A 20,371-nucleotide genomic window follows, 5' to 3' on the forward strand; every position below is an offset into this window, starting at 1 on the left:
TCGTGGGGGGGGCGGCCGCTTGCCGCAAGGCAGGTCCGGCCGCCCCCTTCCGCTCGGCATGCCGTCAGCTTCGAATGGTCACAATGCCGGAGCAGTCAAGCTGATCGTCCAGTTTCACCTGGCCGGGTTCGACCTGGCCGGCGTGGACAACGGGTACAGAGTGGCTCACCGGGACGGACGGACCCGCGCGTTGCTCGCGTCCTGATCGACCGGCACGCCAAGCAGGCCGCCTGCTACTCCGTCCCGGTCGACGGTCACTACACGACCCGCACCGAGGTCGACCTGGGCCGTCCGCTCCCCTGCCCGAGCCCTACCCGACCCTCGACACCGCCCCGTTCGCGGGCTGAGGCCGGTCGGCGTCCGGTGCCGACACCCCGGATAACGAGTTGGCCCCCTCGCCTCCACCCCCTATTGACGCCCCCGTCACCTGAGACTTACGTTCCTCGCAGCCGATAGGAAACTTTCCTAACAATGGTGGCAGCGAGGAGACAGAGCGGCGATGGCGGCAACCCCCGGCGCCCCCGGAACCCCCGGAACCCCAAGCGTCCTGCGCGTCATGAACGACCGCGCCGCGCTCGACCTCCTCGTCGCCCACGGCCCGCTGACCCGCACCCGTATCGGCGAGCTGACCGGCCTCTCCAAGCCGACCACCTCGCAGATCCTCGGGCGGCTCGAAGCCGCCGGGCTCGTGCGCACCACCGGGAGCCAGAGCGGGCGCCCGGGGCCGAACGCCATGCTCTACGAGATCGATCCCGGCGCCGCCCACGTGGCCGCGCTCTCCGCCGACCCCACCGGCATCACCGCCGTCGTCGCCGACATCACCGGGGCCGAGCGCGGCCGGTGCCGCATCGAGGCCCACGCCGTCGCCGAGGACGTACGGCACCGGACCGCGCAGCTCGTCGCCGAAGCCGTCGACGGGGCTCTCGGCCGGGCGGGGCTCGGGCACGACGATCTCACCGCCACCGTCATCGGCACGCCGGGCGCGATCGACCCCGGCACCGGTCAGCTCCGTTACGCGCCCCACCTGCCGGGCTGGCACTCCCGCACCCTGCGCGCCGAACTCGCCGAAGTGCTCGGCACCCCCGTCTCCATCGAGAACGACGTCAACCTCGCCGCCCTCGCCGAGCAGTACGAAGGCGCCGCGCAGGACCATGACGACTTCGTCCTCGCCTACGTGGATGAGGGCGTCGGCGCCGCCATCGTCCTCGGCGGCGTCCTGCTGCGCGGTGCGACCGGCGGTGCCGGGGAGATCGGCTACATGCCGCTGCCCGGCGCCCCGCTGGCCCGTGGCGGTGACGCCGTCGCCGCCCGGACGGACGCGGGCGGCGGGTTCCAGAGCCTCGTCGCCGCCCCCGCCGTACGGCAACTCGCTCCGGATGCCGCCGATCTCGCCGCCGCGCTCGCCCAGGCGCCCGTCCTCGACGAGGTCGCCCGGCGGCTCGCCACCGGGCTCGCCGCCGTCGTCGCCGTGGTCGACCCCGAACTCGTCGTCCTGTCCGGGCAGGTCGCCAAGGCCGGCGGTGACGCCCTGCGCGAGCGCGTCGAGGCCGAGCTCACCGGACTCGCCCTGCCCCGCCCCCAGTTGCGCATCAGCGAACTCGACGGCGATCCCATCCTCACCGGCGCCCTGCGCACCGCCCTCACCCAGGCCCGCTCCACCGTCTTCGACACCAGTGACGCCTGACACCCCCTGACGGGCCCAGAGAACCGCCCCCTTTCGAAGAACAATCCCCGTACACGTAAAGGACGTTCGCCATGCCCCGATGGCGTATACCCCTGCGCGCTCCCGTCGTGCTCGCCGCGGCCGGACTGCTGCTCGCCGGTTGTGCCAACCCGAGTACCGGCAGCGCCGACGACGATCCGACGAAGCCGGTGACCATCAAGTTCTGGCACGGCTGGTCGGCGCCCGGCGAGGTCAAGGCGATCAACGACTCGATCGCCCGCTTCGAGAAGGCCCATCCGAACATCCACGTGCAGGCCACGGGCAACGTCTCCGACGCCACCGTCAACCAGGCGCTGCGCGCGGGTGGCGACGAAGCGCCCGACGTCGTGTCGTCCTTCACCACCAACAACGTCGGCCAGTACTGCGACTCCGGCATGTGGGTCGACCTCGACCCGTTCATGAAGAAGACCGGGCTCGACAAGGAGAAGGTCTTTCCGCAGTCCCTTCTCGACTACACGAGCTACAAAGGCAACCAGTGCGCGCTGCCATTGCTCGCCGACGCCTTCGGGATGTACTACAACAAGGACGCCTTCAAGGAGGCGGGCATCGCTCACCCGCCCAAGACGATGTCCCAGTTCATCGCCGACGCCGAAAAGCTCACGGCGAAGGACGGCAACTCGTACAAGCGCGTCGGGTTCATGCCCGACTTCCGGCTCTACCAGAACAGTCCCGACCGGCTGTTCGCCCAGTGGGGGCCCACGTACTTCGACAAGGACGGGAAGTCGCGGCTCTCGAAGGACCCGGCGACCTACGCGTTCTTCGACACCGCGAAGAAGCTGATGGACGCACAGGGCGGATACGACGCCCTTGAGCGGTTCCGGACCTCCTTCGGTGACGAGATGTCCAATCAGAACGCATTCCTCAGCGGGAAGCTCGCCATGCATCTCGACGGTGAATGGCGCGGGCTGATGCTCAACGAGGCCAAGGCGAAGTTCGACTGGGACGTCGCACCGTTGCCCGTTCCCGACGATCAGGCCGAGACGTACGGGCGCGGCTACCTGACCGGCACCGTCGCCGGTATCGCCCACAGCAGCAAGCATCAGAACGCCGCATGGGAGCTGGTCAAGTTCCTGACCGCCGACACCGATCAGGTCGTCGCGTTCGCCAACGCCATTCACAACGTGCCGTCCACCAAAGCTGCGCTCGCCTCGCCCGAACTCGACGCCGACCCCACGTTCCGTACGTTCCTCGACATCGCGAAGAACGAGTACAGCCAGGTGCTGCCTCCGTCGACCAATGGCGGGATGTACGTCGTCCAGCTTCAGGACTTCTCGTACACCGAGGAGGCGGGGAAGGTCCCGGATCTGAAGAAGGGGCTGCAACGCCTCGACAAGCTCATCGACGCCGACACCCTGCAGTCGCAGAACTGAGAATCAGGAACTCGCGCATGGCACTCACACTCTCCCGGCCCGCGCGCCGCAGACTGCGCACGCTGGGTTTCCTCTCGCCCTGGCTGATCGGGTTCAGCGCTTTCTTCGCGTACCCGCTCCTTGCCACCGTCTACTTCTCGTTCATGCACTACAACCAGATCAAGGCGCCCACCTTCGTGGGGCTGCGGAACTGGAAGTACGTGTTCCAGGACATGCCGCTGTTCGGGCCCGCCCTGTGGAACACGCTGTGGCTCGTCGTGATCATGGTGGCGCTGCGGGTCGTCTTCGGGCTCTCGCTCGGGCTGCTCGTCACGAAGATCAAGAGCGGCGTCGGGTTCTTCCGGACCGCGTTCTACCTGCCGTATCTGGCGCCGCCGGTGGCAGCGACCGTCGCCTTCGTCTTCCTGCTCAACCCCGCCACCGGGCCGGTGAACGAGGTCCTGAGCAAGATCGGCATCGAGGGGCCCAACTGGTTCAACGACGCCGCCTGGGCCAAGCCTTCCCTCGTCATGCTCTCGCTCTGGGGCATCGGCGACCTCATGGTCATCTTCATGGCCGCGCTCCTCGACGTACCGAAGGAGCAGTACGAGGCCGCGGAGCTGGACGGGGCGGGTGCCTGGAGCAAGTTCCGGTTCGTGACCTGGCCGTCGATCACGCCGATCGTGATGTTCGCCGTGGTCACCGGAGTCGTACAGACGATGCAGTACTACACGCAGGCGCTGGTCGCCGGGAAGATCGCGTCCGGTGTCTCCATCGGGCCCGGGTCCGTGATCCAGCCGGGCTACCCCGATCACTCGACCCTGACGGTCCCCCAGCTCGTCTACTCGATGGGCTTCCAGAACTTCAACACCGGCGCGGCGTGCGTGCTCTCGCTCGTCCTGTTCGTCATCGCGATGGCCGTGACCATGCTGCTCATGCGCAAGCGCTCGGGCCTGCTCTCGGCGGAGGACTGATCCCCATGACCACTACGACCCTGCGCCCGGCGGCCACCACCGCCGCCGCCACCTCCCCCGAGAGAGGCCCGGCCGGTGCCCGCGCCCGCCGCAAGCGCGTCCTGCACTGGATCGCCGTGCACAGCATCGCGGTCGCCGTCGCGCTGCTGTTCGTCCTGCCGTTCGTCTTCGTCTTCCTGACGTCCGTGATGAGCGACGACCAGGCGATGAGCGGCGAGCTGTGGCCCAGCTCCTGGCACTGGGAGAACTACAGGACCGTCTTCCTGACCGACGGGTTCCTCGACTGGTGGAGGAATTCGCTCCTCTACGCGGGCCTGGGCACGCTCCTCACCGTCTGCTCGGCGATACCCGTCGCCTACGCGCTCGCCAAGTTCCGCTTCCGCGGGCGGCGTACGGCGATGCTCCTCGTCATCTCGACGATGATGCTGCCGCCGCAGGTCATCGTCATCCCGATGTACCTGGTCTGGGCGCAGCAGTTCCACCTCTCCGGGACGCTGTGGCCGCTGATCATCCCGATGGCGTTCGGCGACGCGTACTCGATCTTCCTCCTCCGGCAGTTCCTGCTGACGATCCCGAAGGAGTACATCGAGTCGGCGAAGGTCGACGGCTGCGGTGAGCTGCGGACCCTGCTGAAGATCGTCGTGCCGATGGCCAAGCCGGGCATCGCCGCGATCGCGCTGTTCCAGTTCTTCTACTGCTGGAACGACTACTTCGGGCCGCAGATATACGCGGCCCAGAACCCGGCCTCCTGGACGCTGAGTTACGGGCTCGAATCGTTCAAGTCCGCGCACAGCGTCAACTGGAACCTGACGATGGCCGCGACGCTGCTCGTGATGGCGCCGGTCTGCATCGTCTTCTTCTTCGCACAGAAAGCCTTCGTCGAAGGCGTCACCCTCACCGGAGTCAAGGGCTGAGGACCGAGGACCGAGGATCAAGGATTAAGGACGGTATTCGCTCATGAAGCTCGCAGTGGTCGGCGGAGGTTCGACCTACACCCCCGAACTCATCGACGGTTTCGCGCGGCTGAGGGACACGCTGCCGGTCGAGGAGCTCGTGCTCGTCGACCCCGCCGCCGACCGCCTGGAACTGGTCGGCGGACTCGCCCGCCGCATCTTCGCCAAGCAGGGCCACCCGGGCGTCATACGTACCACGTCCGATGTGGACGCGGGCGTCGCCGACGCCGACGCCGTGCTGCTCCAGCTGCGCGTAGGCGGCCAGGCCGCGCGCGACCAGGACGAGACGTGGCCCCTGGAGTGCGGCTGCGTCGGCCAGGAGACGACCGGCGCCGGCGGCCTGGCGAAGGCGTTGCGGACCGTGCCCGTCGTGCTCGACATCGCCGAGCGTGTACGCCGCACCAACCCGAACGCCTGGATCATCGACTTCACCAACCCGGTCGGCATCGTCACGCGCGCGTTGCTCCAGGCCGGTCACAAGGCGGTCGGGCTGTGCAACGTGGCCATCGGCTTCCAGCGCAAGTTCGCCAAGCTGCTCGACGTGGCCCCGGGTGACGTGCACCTCGACCACGTCGGCCTCAACCACCTCACCTGGGAGCTGGGCGTCCGCCTCGGCGGCCCGGGCGGCGAGGACCTGCTGCCGCGCCTCATCGCCGAGCACGGCGACGCGATCGCCGAGGACCTGCACATGCCGCGCGCGATCGTCGACCGGCTCGGCGTCGTGCCCTCGTACTACCTGCGCTACTACTACCAGCACGACGCCGTCGTACGAGAGCTGCGCACCAAGCCGTCGCGCGCCGCGCAGGTCGCCGAGATGGAGCGCGAGCTGCTGGCCATGTACGGCGATCCGGCGCTCGACGAGAAGCCCGCGCTGCTCGCCAAGCGCGGCGGTGCCTTCTACAGCGAGGCCGCCGTGGATCTCGCCGCGTCCCTGCTCGGCGGCGGCGGCTCCGCGCACCAGGTCGTCAACACGTACAACAACGGCACCCTGCCGTTCCTCCCCGACGACGCCGTCATCGAGGTGCAGGCCGCCGTCGACGGCAAGGGCGCGCTGCCGCTGCCCGTGCCTCGCCTCGACCCGCTGTACGCGGGTCTCGTCGCCCATGTCACCGCCTACGAGGACCTCGCCCTGGACGCCGCCCTGCGCGGTGGCCGGGACCGTGTCTTCAAGGCGCTGCTCGCGCACCCGCTGATCGGCCAGATCGAGTACGCCGAGCACCTCACCGACCAGCTGATCGCGCACAACCGGGAGCATCTCGCGTGGGCATGACCGTCCTTGCCATCGACGCGGGGAACAGCAAGACCGACGTAGCGGTGGTCGCGGCCGACGGCAGTGTCGTCGCCCTGGCCCGCGGCGGCGGGTTCCAGCCGCCCGTCGTGGGCGTCGAGACGGCCGTGGACGTCCTCGCGGAGGCGGTCGGCCGGGCGTTCGCGCAGGCGGGCGTCGACTCCGTCGACCATGTCTCGGCCTGTCTCGCCAACGCCGATCTGCCGGTCGAGGAGGAAGGGCTCGCACGGGCGGTACGCGCGCGTGGCTGGTCCGGGTCCGCGAGCGTGGACGTACGCAACGACACCTTCGCCGTGCTGCGGGCCGGGCTCCTGGAGGACGCCGAGCCGCGCGGGGTCGCCGTCGTGTGCGGCGCCGGGATCAACTGCGTGGGCATGCTGCCCGACGGGCGTACCGCACGGTTCCCCGCGATCGGGAAGATGTCCGGGGACTGGGGCGGCGGCGGAGGGCTCGCCGACGAGGCGCTCTGGTACGCGGCGCGCGCCGAGGACGGGCGCGGCGAGCGTACGGCCCTGATGCGCACGCTCCCCGAGCACTTCGGGCTCTCCTCCATGTACGCGCTGATCGAGGCGTTGCATCTGGGGCGGTTGCCCGCGGCGCGGCGGCATGAGTGTGCGCCTGTGCTGTTCGCCACGGCGGCGGACGGGGATCCGGTGGCCCGGCGGCTCGTGGACAGGATGGCCGAGGAAGTGGTGGCCATGTCGACGGTTGCCCTGCGGCGGCTCGGCCTGCTGGAGGAGGCGGTTCCGGTGCTGCTCGGCGGGAGTGTGCTGGCCGCGCGCCATCCTCAGCTGGACTCCCGGATCGGGGAGTTGCTGGCGGCGCGGGCGCCGAAGGCGGTGGTTCGGGTGGTGTCCGAGCGGCCCGTTCTGGGGGCGGGATTGTTGGGGCTTGACGCGGTTGGGGCTCCGCCCGAGGTCCATACGAGGTTGCGCGGCGCTTTCGCCGGGTGAGGGTCGCGCCGTAGGGCCTGGGGGGCCGTCGCCGGGTGCGCCTTGCGTCGTGGCTGGTCGCGCAGTTCCCCGCGCCCCTGGGGCATGCGGCTTCGCCGCAGCCCCATGAAGCCGCGGTCCCATGGCATGGCGCACGTAGTGCGCATTTTGGGGGCGCGGGGAACTGCGCGACCAGCCACGACGAACCCGCGGGGCGAAACGTGCGCTCGGGAACCGAACACCTCCCCAGTTCGTGTTCAAGGGAGGGGCCGTAAAACAAGATCCAGGCAATGGCTGTGCGGATGTCCGGCGCGGCAGCGATACTTGCGGCCGACGTACGACTCCATGGGGGAGGGTCGAGTGACATACCCGCCGAACGGAAGCGCCGCGCCGCCGAGGCCGAGCGCGCCTCCGCAGCAGCAGCGCCCGCCGCAACCGCAGCCGCCGGGGCCGGTACCAGCCATGCCCGCACCCACCCCCGCGCCGGCGAGGCGTACCGCCTGGGCGGAAGGCGTCGACCGGCTGCGTTCGGCGGCCACCACCGAGCCGGGGCGGCTGCGGATCATCGGTGCGGTGCTCGCGCTGCTCGTCGTCGCGTTCGGGGCGACGACGGCGTGGCAGATGACGGACCGGTCGGCGGCGGCCGACGACGTGCTGCACTCCAGCCAGCCGCTGAGCGCGGACGCGGCCGACATCTACCGCTCGCTGGCGGACGCCAACACCGCCGCGTCCAGCGGGTTCCTGGCGGGGGGCCAGGAGCCCGCCGCCGTGCGCGACCGGTACGAGAAGAACATCCGTACCGCCGCGCAGAAACTCGTGACCGCCGCGGCCAGCACCGACCCGGGCACCGCCTCGGCCGAGACGATCAAGAAGCTCAACACGCTGCTGCCGCAGTACAAGGGCCTCATCGAGCGCGCCCGCGCCAACAACCGGCAGGGTTTCCCGCTGGGCGGCGCCTATCTGCGGTACGCGAACGAGAAGATGCAGACCGAGATGCTCCCCGAGGCGGAGAATCTCTACACGACCGAGAACCAGCGGCTGCGCGACGACTACGACGCGGCGACCCCGTACCCCTGGATCGCGATCACGCTCGGCGTGGTCGCGCTCGGCGTCCTGGTGTGGGCGCAGCGGCGCAACTACCGGCGCACGAACCGGGTGTTCAACCACGGGATGCTCGCCGCGACGGCCGCCTCCGTCGTCGTCCTGCTGTGGCTCGTCGTGGGGCACACGGTCGCGCGCAGCGGGCTCAACGCCTCGTACGACCACGGCGTACGGTCGTTGAACGTGCTGCACGACGCGTCCATCGCCTCCCTGAAGGCGCGCGGGAACGAGAACCTGACGCTGGTCAGCCGCGGTGCCGAGACGACGACCGTCAAGGGCGAGACCAAGGACAAGTACGACGTCGACTTCCAGAAGCAGATGGACGTGCTGGCGACGAAGCTGACGGCGGCGGACGGGCTGGCCGACGACGCTGCGGGACGTACGCCCGTCGGCGGGGCGAACGCAAGCATGAAGGAATGGCTCAAGCGCCACACGGACGCGCGCGAGCAGGACGACGCGGGTGACTACCAGGGCGCACTCGACAAGATCATCGGCTCGAAGCAGGACAAGCCGACGGGTGAGTGCTTCGATCTGGTGGACCAGAATCTCGACAAGGCGCTCGCGCACGAGCAGCGTCAGTTCAGCAGCGAGGCGGGCGGCGGCCGTGACGCGATGACGGGGCTGCCCGTCGGCGCGGCCCTGCTCGCGGTGCTCGCCGCGGTGGGCGCGGTGCTCGGCATCGGGCGCAGGCTGTCGGAGTACCGGTGAGAGGGGGTGCGGCGATGAGGGAACGAAGGCCACGAGGGCGACGACGGGAGCGATCCATCCGCGGGGTGAGTCTGCGCGGCTGGGGCGGCGTGGCGTCGATGGCGGTGGCCTGCGCCCTGACGGTGGTGTTCGCGCTGGTGCTCCCCCTGACGCAGCGCGGCGTCGGCGGTGGCGGCCACGGAGACGCGAGTACGGGGCTCGGGGCCGGTGGTGTCGCCGCCGGTGTCCAGGCCGCGGCCGACGACTGTGATCCGGACGTGCCGGGCAAGGAGCCGGAGCGCAGCGTGAGCCGTTCCGGCAGCGACAGCGGCGGCGCGGTGCGGGACATCGAGGACCGGGGCTACGTGTCGGTCGGCGTCGACCAGAACAGCTACCGGTGGGGCTACCGCGACCCGAACAGCACGGGCAGCTCCAGTGAGCTGGAGGGCTTCGACATCGATCTCGCGCACGAGATCGCCAAGGAGATCCTCGGCAGCCCCGACAAGATCCGTTTCAAGGCCATCCCGACGAACCAGCGCATCCCCGCGATCCAGCGCGGCGACGTCGACATGGTGGTCCGCACGATGACCATCAGCTGCGACCGCCTGAAGGACGTCGACTTCTCCACCGCGTACTTCCAGACCGGCCAGCAGGTGCTCGCCCCGAAGGCGTCGGAGATCGACGGGTTCGACGACACGCTCGGCGGCAAGCGGGTCTGCTCCGCGGCCGGTTCGACCGCCGAGACCGCGCTGAAGCAGGGCCTGGTGGAGAAGAAGATCCCCGACGACACGGACATCTCCACGACGGTGCCGAACCAGCTGGACTGCCTGGTGCGCCTCCAGCTCGGCGAGGTCGACGCGGTGGTCACCGACGGCGCCCTCGCGGCGAGCCAGGCCGCGCAGGACCCCACGGTGCAGCTGAAGGGCGAGCCGTTCACCGAGGAGTACTACGGCGTCGCCATGAAGAAAGGTTCGGACGACCTGGTTCGCCGGGTCAACGAGGTCCTGGAGGACTACCGCAAGCCGGGCGGCGGCTGGCAGAAGTCGTACGACCGCTGGCTGAAGACCGCGCTCGGCGCGTCGGAGGGACCGCCCGCGCCCAAGTACAAGTGACCGGCCCGGCACGCTGTCCGATGTGGGAACCGAAAGAAGCGAGAGGTGATCGATGGGCGTCGCGGGACCCCCTGGTCCGGTGATGGACCGGGACGAGGCGGACCGTGCCCTCGGCCGGCTCGGTGCCGAGCACGAGGCGATCGAGACGTCGCTGCTCGCGCTCCAGGACCACGCCGGGCGGCGCCTGCTCGAAGGCGCGCGGCTGACCGGGGCCACCCGGGAGCGCTGGGCCGCCGCCGAGCAGGCGATCACGCTGCTCTGGACGTACTTCGACGCGTACACGGGCGCGCTGCGCTCCGCGCGTGAGGTCCGCTCCCGGCGCAAGTGGCCGAACCGGGAGGACCTCACGCAGCTGACGGAGCTGCTGCGCGGCGAGGCCGTCACGGTCGCTCCGGGCGCGGGTGACGGCACGGGCGGCGCGCAGTCGATCACCGGTCCCGCGAAGCTGTCCGAGCACTTCACCCTGGCCGGGCTCGTGGAGCGGATGAACGAGCTGTACGCGTCGTCCCTCGACATGGTCGTCGCCGCCGACGCGGTGTGGTCGGCGCTGCCCGCCCGGATCGACCTGCTCGCCGCCGAACTGCACCGCACGCGCCGCCTCGCGCACTCCGTCGGCGTACGGCCCGGGGAGCATCCGTCCGGGGACGACCTGGAGCGGATCACCTCCGCGCTGACCCGGCTGCGCGAGGAAGTGGTCTCGGACCCGCTCACTTACTGGCAGAAGGCGCCCGGCAGCTCGGCCCCGGGCGGCGGGCGGCCGGACACGACGGCGTACGACCGGCAGGCGCGCGCCCTCGAAGAGGTACGGCGCGAGATCGAGGCCGTGCTCACGGTGCGGCAGGACGCCGAGGCCCGGCTCGGCCGGCTGCGGGACGTGCTCTCACGCGCGGACCGTACGCTCGCCGAGGCGAGATCGGCGCGCGGCGAGGTCCTCGCGAAGATCGCCGCGTCGGAGGTGCCCGCGGTGTCGGGGCCGCCGATCGCGTTGCAGGAGCAGTTGGCGCGCGCGGCGGACTACCGCAGACACGGCCAGTGGCACCGGCTCTCGCCGCTCCTCGAATCCCTGGAGACGAAGGCCGACGACGAACTGCTGCGCGCCCGCGAGTCGTTGACGGCGGTGACCGCGCCCCTGGCCGTCCGCGCCGAGTTGCGCGGGCGGCTCGACGCGTACAAGGCGAAGATGGCCCGGCTCGGGTTCGCGGAGGACCCGTTCCTCGTGGAGCGGTACGACGCGGCGCGCCGCATGCTGTGGAGCGCGCCCTGCGATCTGCGGGTGGCGGGTGAGGCGGTGCTGCGCTATCAGCGGGCGGCCGCCGAGGTGTTGTCGTCGGGCGGCCCCGAGCGGGCGGCGCCCAGCGACCGGAGGGGGGAGTCGTAGCCATGGCCGAAGGGCAGAAGTGCACGCGGCCCGGTTGTGCCGGGTCGTACGAGGACATGGGCGGGGAGCTGTACTGCGACACCTGCGGGCTGAAGCCGGAGGGCGCTCCGGCGCGGGTGCCGTCGCAGGGAACCGCGCAGGGAACGGCGCTGGGCTCGGCGGGGAGCGCGGCCGACCAAAGCTGTCAGCGGCCCGGCTGCACCGGCTCCTACGAGGACGTGGGCGGCGGCGAGCTGTACTGCGGCACGTGCGGGCTCGCCCCGGTCGTGTCGCCGACCGGCATGGTGGTGTCGCCCGCGACCGGGATCGCGGGGGGCGGTTCGCGGGGTTCGCAGAGTTCGTCGTCGAGTTCGCGGGCGTCGTCGCGCGCCTCGTCGCGGTCGTCGCAGTCGCGCCGGTCGGTGTCCGGGCGGCTGTCGCGTTCGCTGTCGGGGGCCTCGACGTCACGGTCGTCGCGGTCGGTGTCGGTGCGCAGTTCGGGCACGTCGGCGAGCGGTTCGGGCCGGGCGCGGCTCGGCGCGGGCCTCGTCCGGGTGCCGGACGTGCCGCGGCCCGACCCGCGCGTCATGGTGCAGGAGAACCCGGAGGTCCCCGAGCGGAAGCGATTCTGCTCGCGCTCGGACTGCGGCGCCCCGGTCGGCCGGGCGCGAGGTGGGCGGCCGGGCCGTACGGAGGGGTTCTGCACGAAGTGCGGGCACCCGTACTCGTTCGTGCCGAAGCTGGGCGCCGGTGATGTGGTGCACGGCCAGTACGAGGTCGTGGGCTGTCTCGCGCACGGCGGTCTCGGCTGGGTCTACCTCGCCATAGACCGGGCCGTCTCCGACCGCTGGGTCGTCCTGAAGGGCCTGCTCGACACGGGCGACCAGGACGCGATGGCGGCGGCCATATCGGAGCGCCGCTTCCTCGCGGAGATCGAGCACTCCAACATCGTCCGGATCTACAACTTCGTCGAACACCTCGACCAGCGCACCGGCTCCATGGACGGCTACATCGTCATGGAGTACGTCGGCGGCAAGTCGCTGAAGGAGATCGCCAACGAGCGGCGCACCCCGGACGGCAAGCGCGACCCGCTCGCGGTCGAGCAGGCGTGCGCGTACGGCATCGAGGCGCTCGAGGCGCTCGGCCATCTGCACAGCCGCAACCTGCTGTACTGCGACTTCAAGGTCGACAACGCGATACAGACCGAGGACCAGCTCAAGCTCATCGACATGGGCGCGGTCCGGCGGATGGACGACGACGAGTCCGCGATCTACGGCACGGTCGGCTACCAGGCGCCCGAGGTGGCGGAGGCCGGCCCGTCCGTCGCCTCCGACCTCTACACCGTCGCCCGTACGCTCGCGGTCCTGACCTTCGATTTCCAGGGCTACACGAACGTCTTCGTGGACTCCCTGCCCGACCCCGACAACATCGAGGTCTTCCGCCGCTACGAGTCCTTCTACCGGCTCCTCGTCCGCGCCACCGACCCGGACCCGGCCCGCCGGTTCGCCTCCGCGCAGGAGATGAGCGAGCAGCTGACGGGTGTGCTGCGCGAGGTCGTGGCGCTGCAGACGAACCGGCCGCGCCCCGCCCTGTCGACCCTGTTCGGGCCGGAAGTGAAGGTCACCGACACGGAGTTGTTCGGCCGCTTCGAGGGCGAGGTGTCGCGCCTGGGGGCGCGGGTCGTCCCCGTCCGCGTACGGCAGTCCGCGAACGGCGGCCAGACCGGGCACGGCGGCCAGGCCGGGCACGGCGGCCAGGCCATAAACGGTGGGCGAGCCGGAAACGGTGGGCAAGCCGGAAACGGTGGACCGCCCGGGAACGGCGGGCGAACCGGAAACGGCGGGCGAACCGGGAACGGCGAGCAACCCGGAAACAGCGGGCGAACCGGAAACGGCGAGCAACCCGGAAACAGCGGGCAGGTCGGAAACGGCGGGCAGCCCGCCAATGGGCGCCGGTCCGGTCGTGGGCGGCGGCAGGCCGCCGCGCTCGCCGCGCCGCCGCCCGTGCCGGCGCTGCCGCCGTCTCCGTCCGCGCTGGTCAAGCAGTTGCAGGCGCCGATGACGGCGCTCGCCCTGCCGGTGCCGCGGGTGGACCCGGGCGACCCGAACGCCGGGTTTCTCGCGGGCCTGATGGCGTCCGCGCCCGCCGAGCTGATCGCCGCCCTGCACGCCGCGCCGACCGGCTCCCTGGAGCTGCGCCTGCGCGAGCTCCGGGCCCGCCTGGAGATGGGCGAACTCGACTCCGCCGTACGGGGCCTCGCCGCCCTGGAGGCCGACCGTCCCGACGACTGGCGGGTGGTCTGGTACCGGGGCGTCGCGGCGCTCGCGACGGGCGACCACGAGAGCGCGGCCCTGTCGTTCGACGCGGTGTACGACGCGTTCCCCGGCGAGCCCGCGCCGAAGCTGGCGCTCGGCGTGTGCGCGGAGGTACTCGGGCAGCTGGACAACGCGGCGGAGTACTACCGCCTCGTGTGGTCCACCGACCCGAGCTACGTCAGCGCCGCGTTCGGCCTGGCGCGCGTACAGCTCGCGGCGGGCGACCGGAGCGGCGCGGTGCGCACCCTGGAGTCGGTCCCGGAGTCGTCGATCCACTACACGGCGGCCCGCGTCGCCTCGGTGCGGGCGCGTCTGCGGGGCCGGATGACCGAGGGGCTCCACGGGGACCCGCTGCTGAACGATCTGACCGCGGCCGCCGGACAGGTCGAGGCGCTCGACTCGTTCGGGCTCGACGCCGTGCGCCGTGAGCAGTTGTCCACCGAGGTCCTCGGCACGGCCCTGGACTGGGTACTCTCCGGTAGGCAGGGTTCCGGTCAGCCTCAGGGTTCCGGGCGCGCGGTGGTGCTCGGCAACGATCTGGACGAGCGCGGCCTGCGTCTCGGCCTGGAGCGCTCGTACCGGACACTGGCCAGGCTCGCTCAGCGTGGCGAGGAGAGGATCGAACTGGTGGAGCGGGCCAACCGCTACCGCCCCCGGACGTGGGTGTGAGTTGATGTCGCAGACGCACAAGGCGGCCGCCATGTCAGTGTGTCCCAGCTGCGAGGAGCCGCTCGACGAGGGCGACCGCTTCTGCGGCGCCTGCGGGTACGACCTGTCGTCGGTGCCATCGGCGCCGACGGGCTCCGGCGACCAGCCGACGCTGACCATGACCGCCCCGCAGACGGCCGAGGTGGACTGGCCCGACGTCCCCGAGCCGGGCAGTTCGGACACGCCCGCGCCGGTGCACGTGCCGGCCGAGATCCCCGGCATCGAGTCCGGCGGCACCGAACTGCCCGCCGCCGTGAAGCTGGACGACCCGGTGGACGCGGGCGGTGACTTCGAGCTGGCCGCGCCCGATCCGCGGACGGTGCCGCCCGAGGTCCTGGAGGCCACGACGCCGCCCGCCGGGACGAAGGTGTGCGTGGCGTGCCGCGCCGGGCAGGTCGACGCCGACGGCTACTGCGAGAACTGCGGGCACGCCCAGCCGCGTGAACGCGACCACATGGAGCAGGAGTTGGGGGCGGTCGCCGCCGTCAGCGACCGGGGCCTGCGCCACCATCGCAACGAGGACGCGTTCGCGGTCTCCTCGGCCGCGCTGCCCGACGGCTCCCCCGCGGTCGTCGCCGTCGTCTGCGACGGGGTGTCCTCCGCGACCCGGCCCGACGACGCCTCCCTCGCCGCGTCCCGCGCGGCCAACGAGGCGCTGCACGAGTCGCTGCCCCGCGGCACGCACCCGCAGCAGGCCATGCACGAGGCGATCGTCGCGGCGGCCGAGGCGGTCAACGCCCTGGCCGAGGAGCCGGAGACGGCCCGCGAGCACCAGCCGCACCAGAACGCCCCGGCCTGCACCTTCGTCGGCTCGATCATCACGCGCGAGCTGCTGATCGTCGGCTGGATCGGCGACTCACGCGCCTACTGGGTGCCCGACGACCGGACGGCGCCCGCCGCCCGGCTCACCGAGGACGACTCGTGGGCCGCGCAGATGGTCGCGGCGGGCCTGATGAACGAGGCGGAGGCGTACGCCGACGAGCGCGCCCACGCGATCACCGGCTGGCTCGGCGCGGACGCCTACGAACTGGAGCCGCACACCGCTTCCTTCAAGCCGGACCGGCCTGGTGTGGTGGTGGTGTGCACCGACGGGCTGTGGAACTACGCGGAGGGCGCTCAGGAGATGGCGCACGTGGTGCCGGTGGACGCGGCGCGGCGGCCGCTGCACTGCGCCCAGGTGCTCGTCGGGCACGCGCTCGACGGCGGGGGCCACGACAACGTAACAGTGGCGGTGCTGCCGTTCCCGGTTCCGGGACAAGGGGCAGGATCGGCCTAGACCGGGCGACACCGTCCGGTGGTTCCGTGCGAACGGTGCTTGTTTTCTAACGGTGGTTGGGTTCAGGGGGGACTTACCGTCATGGCGAACTTCTCGAAGTCGAACATCCCGCAGTTCTCGGTCGAGGTGTACCAGAACGAGTACCTGCCCGAGGGAGGCCGCGAGGTCAACGCGATCGTCACCGTGACGTCCACCGGCGGCGGCACCATCGGCACCGCCGCGGGCGCCCCGCACCTGTACAGCGCGGGTGACAGCCCGGACGCCGCGGTGGCGCTCATGGTGGACTGCTCCGGTTCCATGGACTATCCGCCGACGAAGATGCGCGGCGCCCGTGACGCCTCGGCCGCCGCGATCGACACCCTGCGGGACGGCGTGCACTTCGCGGTGATCGCGGGCACGCACGTCGCCAAGGAGGTCTACCCGGGCGCCGGGCGGCTCGCGGTCGCCGATCCCACCACCCGGGAACAGGCCAAGCAGGCGCTGCGCAGGCTCACCGCGGGCGGCGGCACCGCGATCGGCACCTGGCTGCGCCTGGCCGACCGTCTGCTGTCCTCCGCGGACGTCGTCATCCGCCACGGCATCCTGCTCACCGACGGGCGCAACGAGCACGAGTCGCCCGAGGACCTGCGCGCCACGCTCGACGCCTGCGCGGGCCGTTTCACCTGTGACGCGCGTGGCGTCGGCACGGACTGGGAGGTGAAAGAGGTCACAGGCGTCGCCTCGGCGCTGCTCGGCACCGCCGACATCGTCGCCGACCCCGCGCATCTCGCGTCCGACTTCACGCTGATGATGGAGACGGCGATGGGCAAGGAAGTGGCAGACGTCTCCCTGCGCCTGTGGACGCCGCTCGGCTCCGAGATCAAGTTCGTGAAGCAGGTGGCGCCCACGGTCGGCGACCTGACCGACCGCCGCACCGAGGCGGGCGTGCGCGCGGGCGACTACCCGACCGGCTCGTGGGGCGACGAGTCCCGCGACTACCACGTCTGCGTCCAGGTCCCCCAGGCCGAGGTCGGCCAGGAGATGCTCGCCGCCCGTGTCTCCCTCGTGATCCCGCAGCCGGACGGCCCGGCGCAGACCCTTTCGCAGGGCCTCGTCCGCGCCGTGTGGACGGACGACATGGCCGCCTCCACGTCGATCAACCCGCAGGTCGCGCACTACACCGGGCAGGCCGAACTGGCCCAGGTCATCCAGCAGGGCCTGGACGCGCGCAAGGCCGGAGACGCGGACGGGGCGACGGCGAAACTCGGCCGCGCCGTCCAGCTCGCGGCCCTGTCCGGCAACGCGGATACGGCGAAACTGCTTTCGAAGGTGGTGGACGTGGTCGACGCCGCGGAAGGTACTGTTCGATTGAAGGCGAAGGTCGCGGAAGCCGACGAGATGACTCTCGAGACCCGGTCCACCAAGACGGTTCGCGTGAAGAAGTAGCAGCTCAAACGCTCAAACGCGCGAACCGAGCAACAGCGCAGACTGAACGTACGGATACGAACGGATACGAGTACGTGCGAAGGAGAGGGGGAAGCGCCGACATGCCGACCTGCCCGAACGGACACCAGTCGGGTTCCGATGACTGGTGCGAGGTCTGCGGTCACCGCATGACCGGTGCCGTGCCCCCGCCCCCGCCGCCGCCACCGGCCGCCGGTTACGGATATCCCGGACCGTCCGTGCCGCAGGCGCCGGGGAGCGCGGGCGGTGCGCCCGAGCTGTGCCCGCAGTGCCGTACGCCGCGTGAGGGCGGCGCACCGTTCTGCGAGGAGTGCCGCTGGAACTTCCTCACGAACACGGCGACGTCGTACACCCCGGCGGCCCCGAACCCGCCACTGCCCACGCAGGGCGGACCTGGTGGGCCCGGCGGTCCTGGTGGGCCCGGTGGCCCTGGTGGCCCTGGTGGGCCGAACCCGGCGCTGCGCTTCCAGCAGCCGCCGCAGGGCCCGGACCCGTACGAGTACCAGGGCTCGCGCCCCTCGCAGATGAACCGGCCCGCCGAGCCGATCCCGCCGAGCCCGTTCGGGAACGAGCCCTCGGGTCCGTCCCCGTTCCCGCCGCCGCCGGGGCCGAACGGGACGGGGGGCGGTGTCCCCCAGGCGTTCCAGCAGCAGCCGCCGGCGCCCGCGCCGCAGCAGCAGCCGGGCCCGCCGCCCACGCCGCAGCAGCCTGGTCAGCCTGGTTTTCCGCAGTCCGGTCATCCGCAGTCCGGTCATCCGCAGTCCGGTCATCCGCAGTCCGGTCCGCCGCAGCCGTTCCCCGACTTCGGGCGGCCGCAGTCTCCGCAAGGTCCCCCGCAAGGGCCTCCGCAAGGCCCCCCGCAGGGACATCCGCAGGGTCCGCCGCCCGCGCGGCCGGGTCCGCCGGGCCCCGGTGGCACGAACGGTGACGACTGGGTGATCTCGCCCCCGTCGGCCGCGTCCGCGCCCGCTCCGGCTCAGTCGACGACGGCGCCGCCGTTCCAGCAGCAGCCGCCGCACGCATCGCAGGCACACCAGGCACCTCAGGCACCTCAGGCGCCCCAGGCACCTCAGCATGAGCAGCGGCCGCAGTACGCGGTGAGCTGGTCGGCGACGATCGGCCCGGACCGCGACTACTTCATGGCGATGATGCACCGCAGCGGCCCCGAGGCGTCGGGCCTGAACCTGCCCGCGTACTCGCCCGAGCAGCAGCGCCAGCTCACCGGCAACCAGGTCACGATCGGCCGCCGCCGCCACTCCACCGGCGACACCCCCGACATCGACCTGTCGGTGCCGCCGGAGGACCCGGGCGTCTCGCACTCGCACGCGGTGCTCGTGCAGCAGCCGGACGGCACGTGGGCGGTGGTCGACCAGAACTCGACGAACGGCACGACGGTCAACGGCGGCGAGGAACCGATCCAGCCCTTCGTCCCGGTACCGCTGCAGGACGGCGACCGGGTGCACGTAGGCGCCTGGACGACGATCACGATCCACCGGATCTAGCCAGCAGTTCTCACAGCACCCCTGAGGCAGCGGCGAAGCCACGCGCCTCAGGGGCGCTGTGCTGTGTCCGTCAGCGCCTCCGCCGCGGGGCGCGACCGGCCACGACGCACGCCGCGCCCGGCGACGGACACGCGCCCCTACGGCGAAGCCCCGAGCCCCCACACATACGGCCCCTCGGGATCATCCAGCCACGCCCACTCCCGCCCCCCGCTCACGGTCACCCCGAACCGCTCCCGTCCGGGCCGCCCTTCCCGCTCGAACAGCGCGAACGCCTCGTTCGGGTCCATGGAGCCGGCCGTGAGCGTCAGCAGGAAGCGGAACAACTCGTCCCGCAGACCCCGTCGCGGCAACCCCCCGATGTGCTGGACGGGCGTCGCGCCCCGGCTGTCACCGCGCAGCGCGACGAAGTACGCCGGGGTGTGCAGGAAACGGCCCTCCGCGTACGTCGCGTCCCGCACGGTCAGGGCGAGCAGCCCGGTCGACAGCGGGGCGAGGATCCGGGCCCCGGGCGCGCACTGCCCGAGCCACGCCACGGGCACCGAGCGCAGCGCGCAGGTCGCGAGGATCCGGTCGTACGGGGCCCGCTCGGGGCAGCCGCGCGCCCCGTCCCCGGTGACGACGGCGGGCCGGTGGCCGGCGGCGGCGAGATGGTTGCGGGCCGATTCGGTGATCTCGGGGTCGAGGTCGACGGTGGTGACGTGGTCGTCGCCGAGGCGGTGTGCGAGCAGCGCCGCGTTGTAGCCGGTGCCCGCGCCGATCTCCAGGACCCGGTCCCCGTCCCGTACGTCCAGGTCGACGAGCATGCGGGCCATGAGCGACGGCTGGCTGCTGGAGGAGACGAGTTCGCCGTCGCGCAGCCGGGTGGCCAGGGGCTGGTCGGCGTAGGCTCCGCGCAGCCAGCGGGCGCGCCGCTCGGGGTCGGGGTGTTCGCCCCACAGCCGTTCGTAGCCGCCGGGTACGCCGAGGAAGTAGTACGGCACGAAGAGATGGCGCGGCACCTCCTCGAACGCGGCGCGCCACCGGGAGCCGGGGTCCCCGCCCGCGTCCCACACCCCGCTCTGCGCGATCTCCCGCGCGAGCGCGGCCCGCCCCCGTACGGTGAGCGGGTCGGGGTCACCTACGTCGTCCGGTCCCATATGTCCACTGTGCTGCGGCGCGGGCCGATCGGCGAGACCTGGGGCCGCAGTCCTCGGCCGGGCGGTCTGGCAGCATGGACGGGTGACTGAGATCCCGCGCGACACGCTTCAGGAGCAGACGTTCTACGAGCAGGTGGGCGGAGAGGAGACCTTCCGCCGCCTCGTGCACCGCTTCTACGAGGGCGTCGCACAGGACCCGCTGCTCCGCCCCATGTACCCGGAGGAGGACCTGGGCCCCGCCGAGGAGCGTTTCGCCCTGTTCCTCATGCAGTACTGGGGCGGCCCTCGCACGTACAGCGACAACCGGGGGCACCCGCGCCTTCGGATGCGGCACGCTCCGTTCCAGGTGGACCGGGCGGCGCACGACGCGTGGCTGGGGCACATGCGGGACGCGGTGGACAGCCTCGGTCTCGGCGAGGAGCACGAGCGGACGCTGTGGAACTACCTGACGTACGCGGCGGCGTCGATGGTGAACACGGCGGGCTGACCCCCCGCCGCAGGACACCGAGCGCACC

The 20,371-nt window shown here is 71.6% G+C and carries 15 protein-coding genes; 14 read left to right on the forward strand and 1 reads right to left on the reverse strand.

Translation table 11 applies throughout. The features are described from left to right. Positions 1 to 499 precede the first annotated feature (499 nt). The 13 genes from ACH4RC_RS26255 to ACH4RC_RS26315 all read left to right on the forward strand — a co-directional run bounded on the left by ACH4RC_RS26255 (position 500) and on the right by ACH4RC_RS26315 (position 18,720). A complete protein-coding gene (locus tag ACH4RC_RS26255) occupies positions 500 to 1,684 on the forward strand; it encodes an ROK family transcriptional regulator (RefSeq protein WP_398205319.1) in 1,185 nt (394 codons plus the stop codon). Between the two features lie 71 nt (positions 1,685 to 1,755). After that, positions 1,756 to 3,093, forward strand: coding sequence for an ABC transporter substrate-binding protein (locus tag ACH4RC_RS26260; RefSeq protein ID WP_398205321.1), 1,338 nt, complete (start codon positions 1,756 to 1,758; stop codon positions 3,091 to 3,093). 17 nt (positions 3,094 to 3,110) lie between these two features. Next, positions 3,111 to 4,046 carry a carbohydrate ABC transporter permease gene (locus tag ACH4RC_RS26265; protein ID WP_398205323.1) on the forward strand — a complete coding sequence of 312 codons (936 nt, stop codon included), beginning with the start codon at positions 3,111 to 3,113 and terminating at the stop codon, positions 4,044 to 4,046. A gap of 5 nt (positions 4,047 to 4,051) precedes the next feature. Next, on the forward strand, positions 4,052 to 4,960 hold the full coding sequence (locus tag ACH4RC_RS26270; protein ID WP_398205324.1) for a carbohydrate ABC transporter permease: 909 nt from the start codon (positions 4,052 to 4,054) through the stop codon (positions 4,958 to 4,960). 43 nt (positions 4,961 to 5,003) lie between these two features. Then, a complete protein-coding gene (locus ACH4RC_RS26275; protein WP_398205326.1) occupies positions 5,004 to 6,269 on the forward strand; it encodes a 6-phospho-beta-glucosidase in 1,266 nt (421 codons plus the stop codon). Beyond that, positions 6,266 to 7,240, forward strand: coding sequence for an N-acetylglucosamine kinase (locus tag ACH4RC_RS26280; protein ID WP_398205456.1), 975 nt, complete (start codon positions 6,266 to 6,268; stop codon positions 7,238 to 7,240). The genes ACH4RC_RS26275 and ACH4RC_RS26280 overlap by 4 nt, the downstream gene beginning before the upstream one ends. A 339-nt stretch (positions 7,241 to 7,579) precedes the next feature. After that, the gene (locus ACH4RC_RS26285) at positions 7,580 to 9,028 is read left to right on the forward strand and encodes a hypothetical protein (protein WP_398205328.1); all 1,449 of its coding nucleotides are present in this window, start codon (positions 7,580 to 7,582) and stop codon (positions 9,026 to 9,028) included. A gap of 14 nt (positions 9,029 to 9,042) precedes the next feature. Further along, entirely contained in the window at positions 9,043 to 10,119 is a 1,077-nt protein-coding gene (locus tag ACH4RC_RS26290) for a glutamate ABC transporter substrate-binding protein (RefSeq protein ID WP_398205330.1), read from the forward strand. A gap of 52 nt (positions 10,120 to 10,171) precedes the next feature. Then, on the forward strand, positions 10,172 to 11,497 hold the full coding sequence (locus ACH4RC_RS26295; RefSeq protein ID WP_398205332.1) for a hypothetical protein: 1,326 nt from the start codon (positions 10,172 to 10,174) through the stop codon (positions 11,495 to 11,497). Between the two features lie 2 nt (positions 11,498 to 11,499). Further along, positions 11,500 to 14,460, forward strand: coding sequence for a tetratricopeptide repeat protein (locus ACH4RC_RS26300; protein WP_398205334.1), 2,961 nt, complete (start codon positions 11,500 to 11,502; stop codon positions 14,458 to 14,460). A 31-nt stretch (positions 14,461 to 14,491) separates the two neighbouring features. Then, positions 14,492 to 15,775, forward strand: a complete 1,284-nt coding sequence (locus ACH4RC_RS26305) for a protein phosphatase 2C domain-containing protein (RefSeq protein ID WP_398205336.1) — start codon at positions 14,492 to 14,494, stop codon at positions 15,773 to 15,775. Positions 15,776 to 15,856: 81 nt separating this feature from the next. Beyond that, positions 15,857 to 17,200 carry a VWA domain-containing protein gene (locus tag ACH4RC_RS26310; protein ID WP_398205337.1) on the forward strand — a complete coding sequence of 448 codons (1,344 nt, stop codon included), beginning with the start codon at positions 15,857 to 15,859 and terminating at the stop codon, positions 17,198 to 17,200. Positions 17,201 to 17,301: 101 nt separating this feature from the next. Further along, positions 17,302 to 18,720 (forward strand): FHA domain-containing protein, encoded by a 1,419-nt coding sequence (locus ACH4RC_RS26315; RefSeq protein WP_398205338.1) that lies wholly within the window; start codon positions 17,302 to 17,304, stop codon positions 18,718 to 18,720. A 137-nt stretch (positions 18,721 to 18,857) separates the two neighbouring features. Here ACH4RC_RS26315 and ACH4RC_RS26320 read toward each other — a convergent pair whose 3' ends face one another. Then, positions 18,858 to 19,856, reverse strand: coding sequence for a methyltransferase domain-containing protein (locus tag ACH4RC_RS26320; RefSeq protein ID WP_398205340.1), 999 nt, complete (start codon positions 19,854 to 19,856; stop codon positions 18,858 to 18,860). Between the two features lie 82 nt (positions 19,857 to 19,938). On the opposite strand from ACH4RC_RS26320, the gene ACH4RC_RS26325 reads away from it, so the two are divergent. After that, positions 19,939 to 20,343: a globin gene (locus tag ACH4RC_RS26325; RefSeq protein ID WP_398205341.1), complete on the forward strand. Its 405-nt coding sequence runs from the start codon at positions 19,939 to 19,941 to the stop codon at positions 20,341 to 20,343. The last annotated feature ends 28 nt before the right edge of the window (positions 20,344 to 20,371 follow it).

This window comes from Streptomyces sp. NPDC016845, from assembly GCF_044332585.1.
Classification (GTDB): domain Bacteria; phylum Actinomycetota; class Actinomycetes; order Streptomycetales; family Streptomycetaceae; genus Streptomyces.

Bases quoted from the DNA above. Each gene is read 5' to 3' on its own strand.
- ACH4RC_RS26255 (WP_398205319.1), top strand. From the start codon at position 500: ATGGCGGCAACCCCCGGCGCCCCCGGAACCCCCGGAACCCCAAGCGTC.
- ACH4RC_RS26260 (WP_398205321.1), top strand. From the start codon at position 1,756: ATGCCCCGATGGCGTATACCCCTGCGCGCTCCCGTCGTGCTCGCCGCG.
- ACH4RC_RS26265 (WP_398205323.1), top strand. From the start codon at position 3,111: ATGGCACTCACACTCTCCCGGCCCGCGCGCCGCAGACTGCGCACGCTG.
- ACH4RC_RS26270 (WP_398205324.1), top strand. From the start codon at position 4,052: ATGACCACTACGACCCTGCGCCCGGCGGCCACCACCGCCGCCGCCACC.
- ACH4RC_RS26275 (WP_398205326.1), top strand. From the start codon at position 5,004: ATGAAGCTCGCAGTGGTCGGCGGAGGTTCGACCTACACCCCCGAACTC.
- ACH4RC_RS26280 (WP_398205456.1), top strand. From the start codon at position 6,266: ATGACCGTCCTTGCCATCGACGCGGGGAACAGCAAGACCGACGTAGCG.
- ACH4RC_RS26290 (WP_398205330.1), top strand. From the start codon at position 9,043: ATGAGGGAACGAAGGCCACGAGGGCGACGACGGGAGCGATCCATCCGC.
- ACH4RC_RS26295 (WP_398205332.1), top strand. From the start codon at position 10,172: ATGGGCGTCGCGGGACCCCCTGGTCCGGTGATGGACCGGGACGAGGCG.
- ACH4RC_RS26300 (WP_398205334.1), top strand. From the start codon at position 11,500: ATGGCCGAAGGGCAGAAGTGCACGCGGCCCGGTTGTGCCGGGTCGTAC.
- ACH4RC_RS26305 (WP_398205336.1), top strand. From the start codon at position 14,492: ATGTCAGTGTGTCCCAGCTGCGAGGAGCCGCTCGACGAGGGCGACCGC.
- ACH4RC_RS26310 (WP_398205337.1), top strand. From the start codon at position 15,857: ATGGCGAACTTCTCGAAGTCGAACATCCCGCAGTTCTCGGTCGAGGTG.
- ACH4RC_RS26315 (WP_398205338.1), top strand. From the start codon at position 17,302: ATGCCGACCTGCCCGAACGGACACCAGTCGGGTTCCGATGACTGGTGC.
- ACH4RC_RS26320 (WP_398205340.1), bottom strand. From the start codon at position 19,856: ATGGGACCGGACGACGTAGGTGACCCCGACCCGCTCACCGTACGGGGG.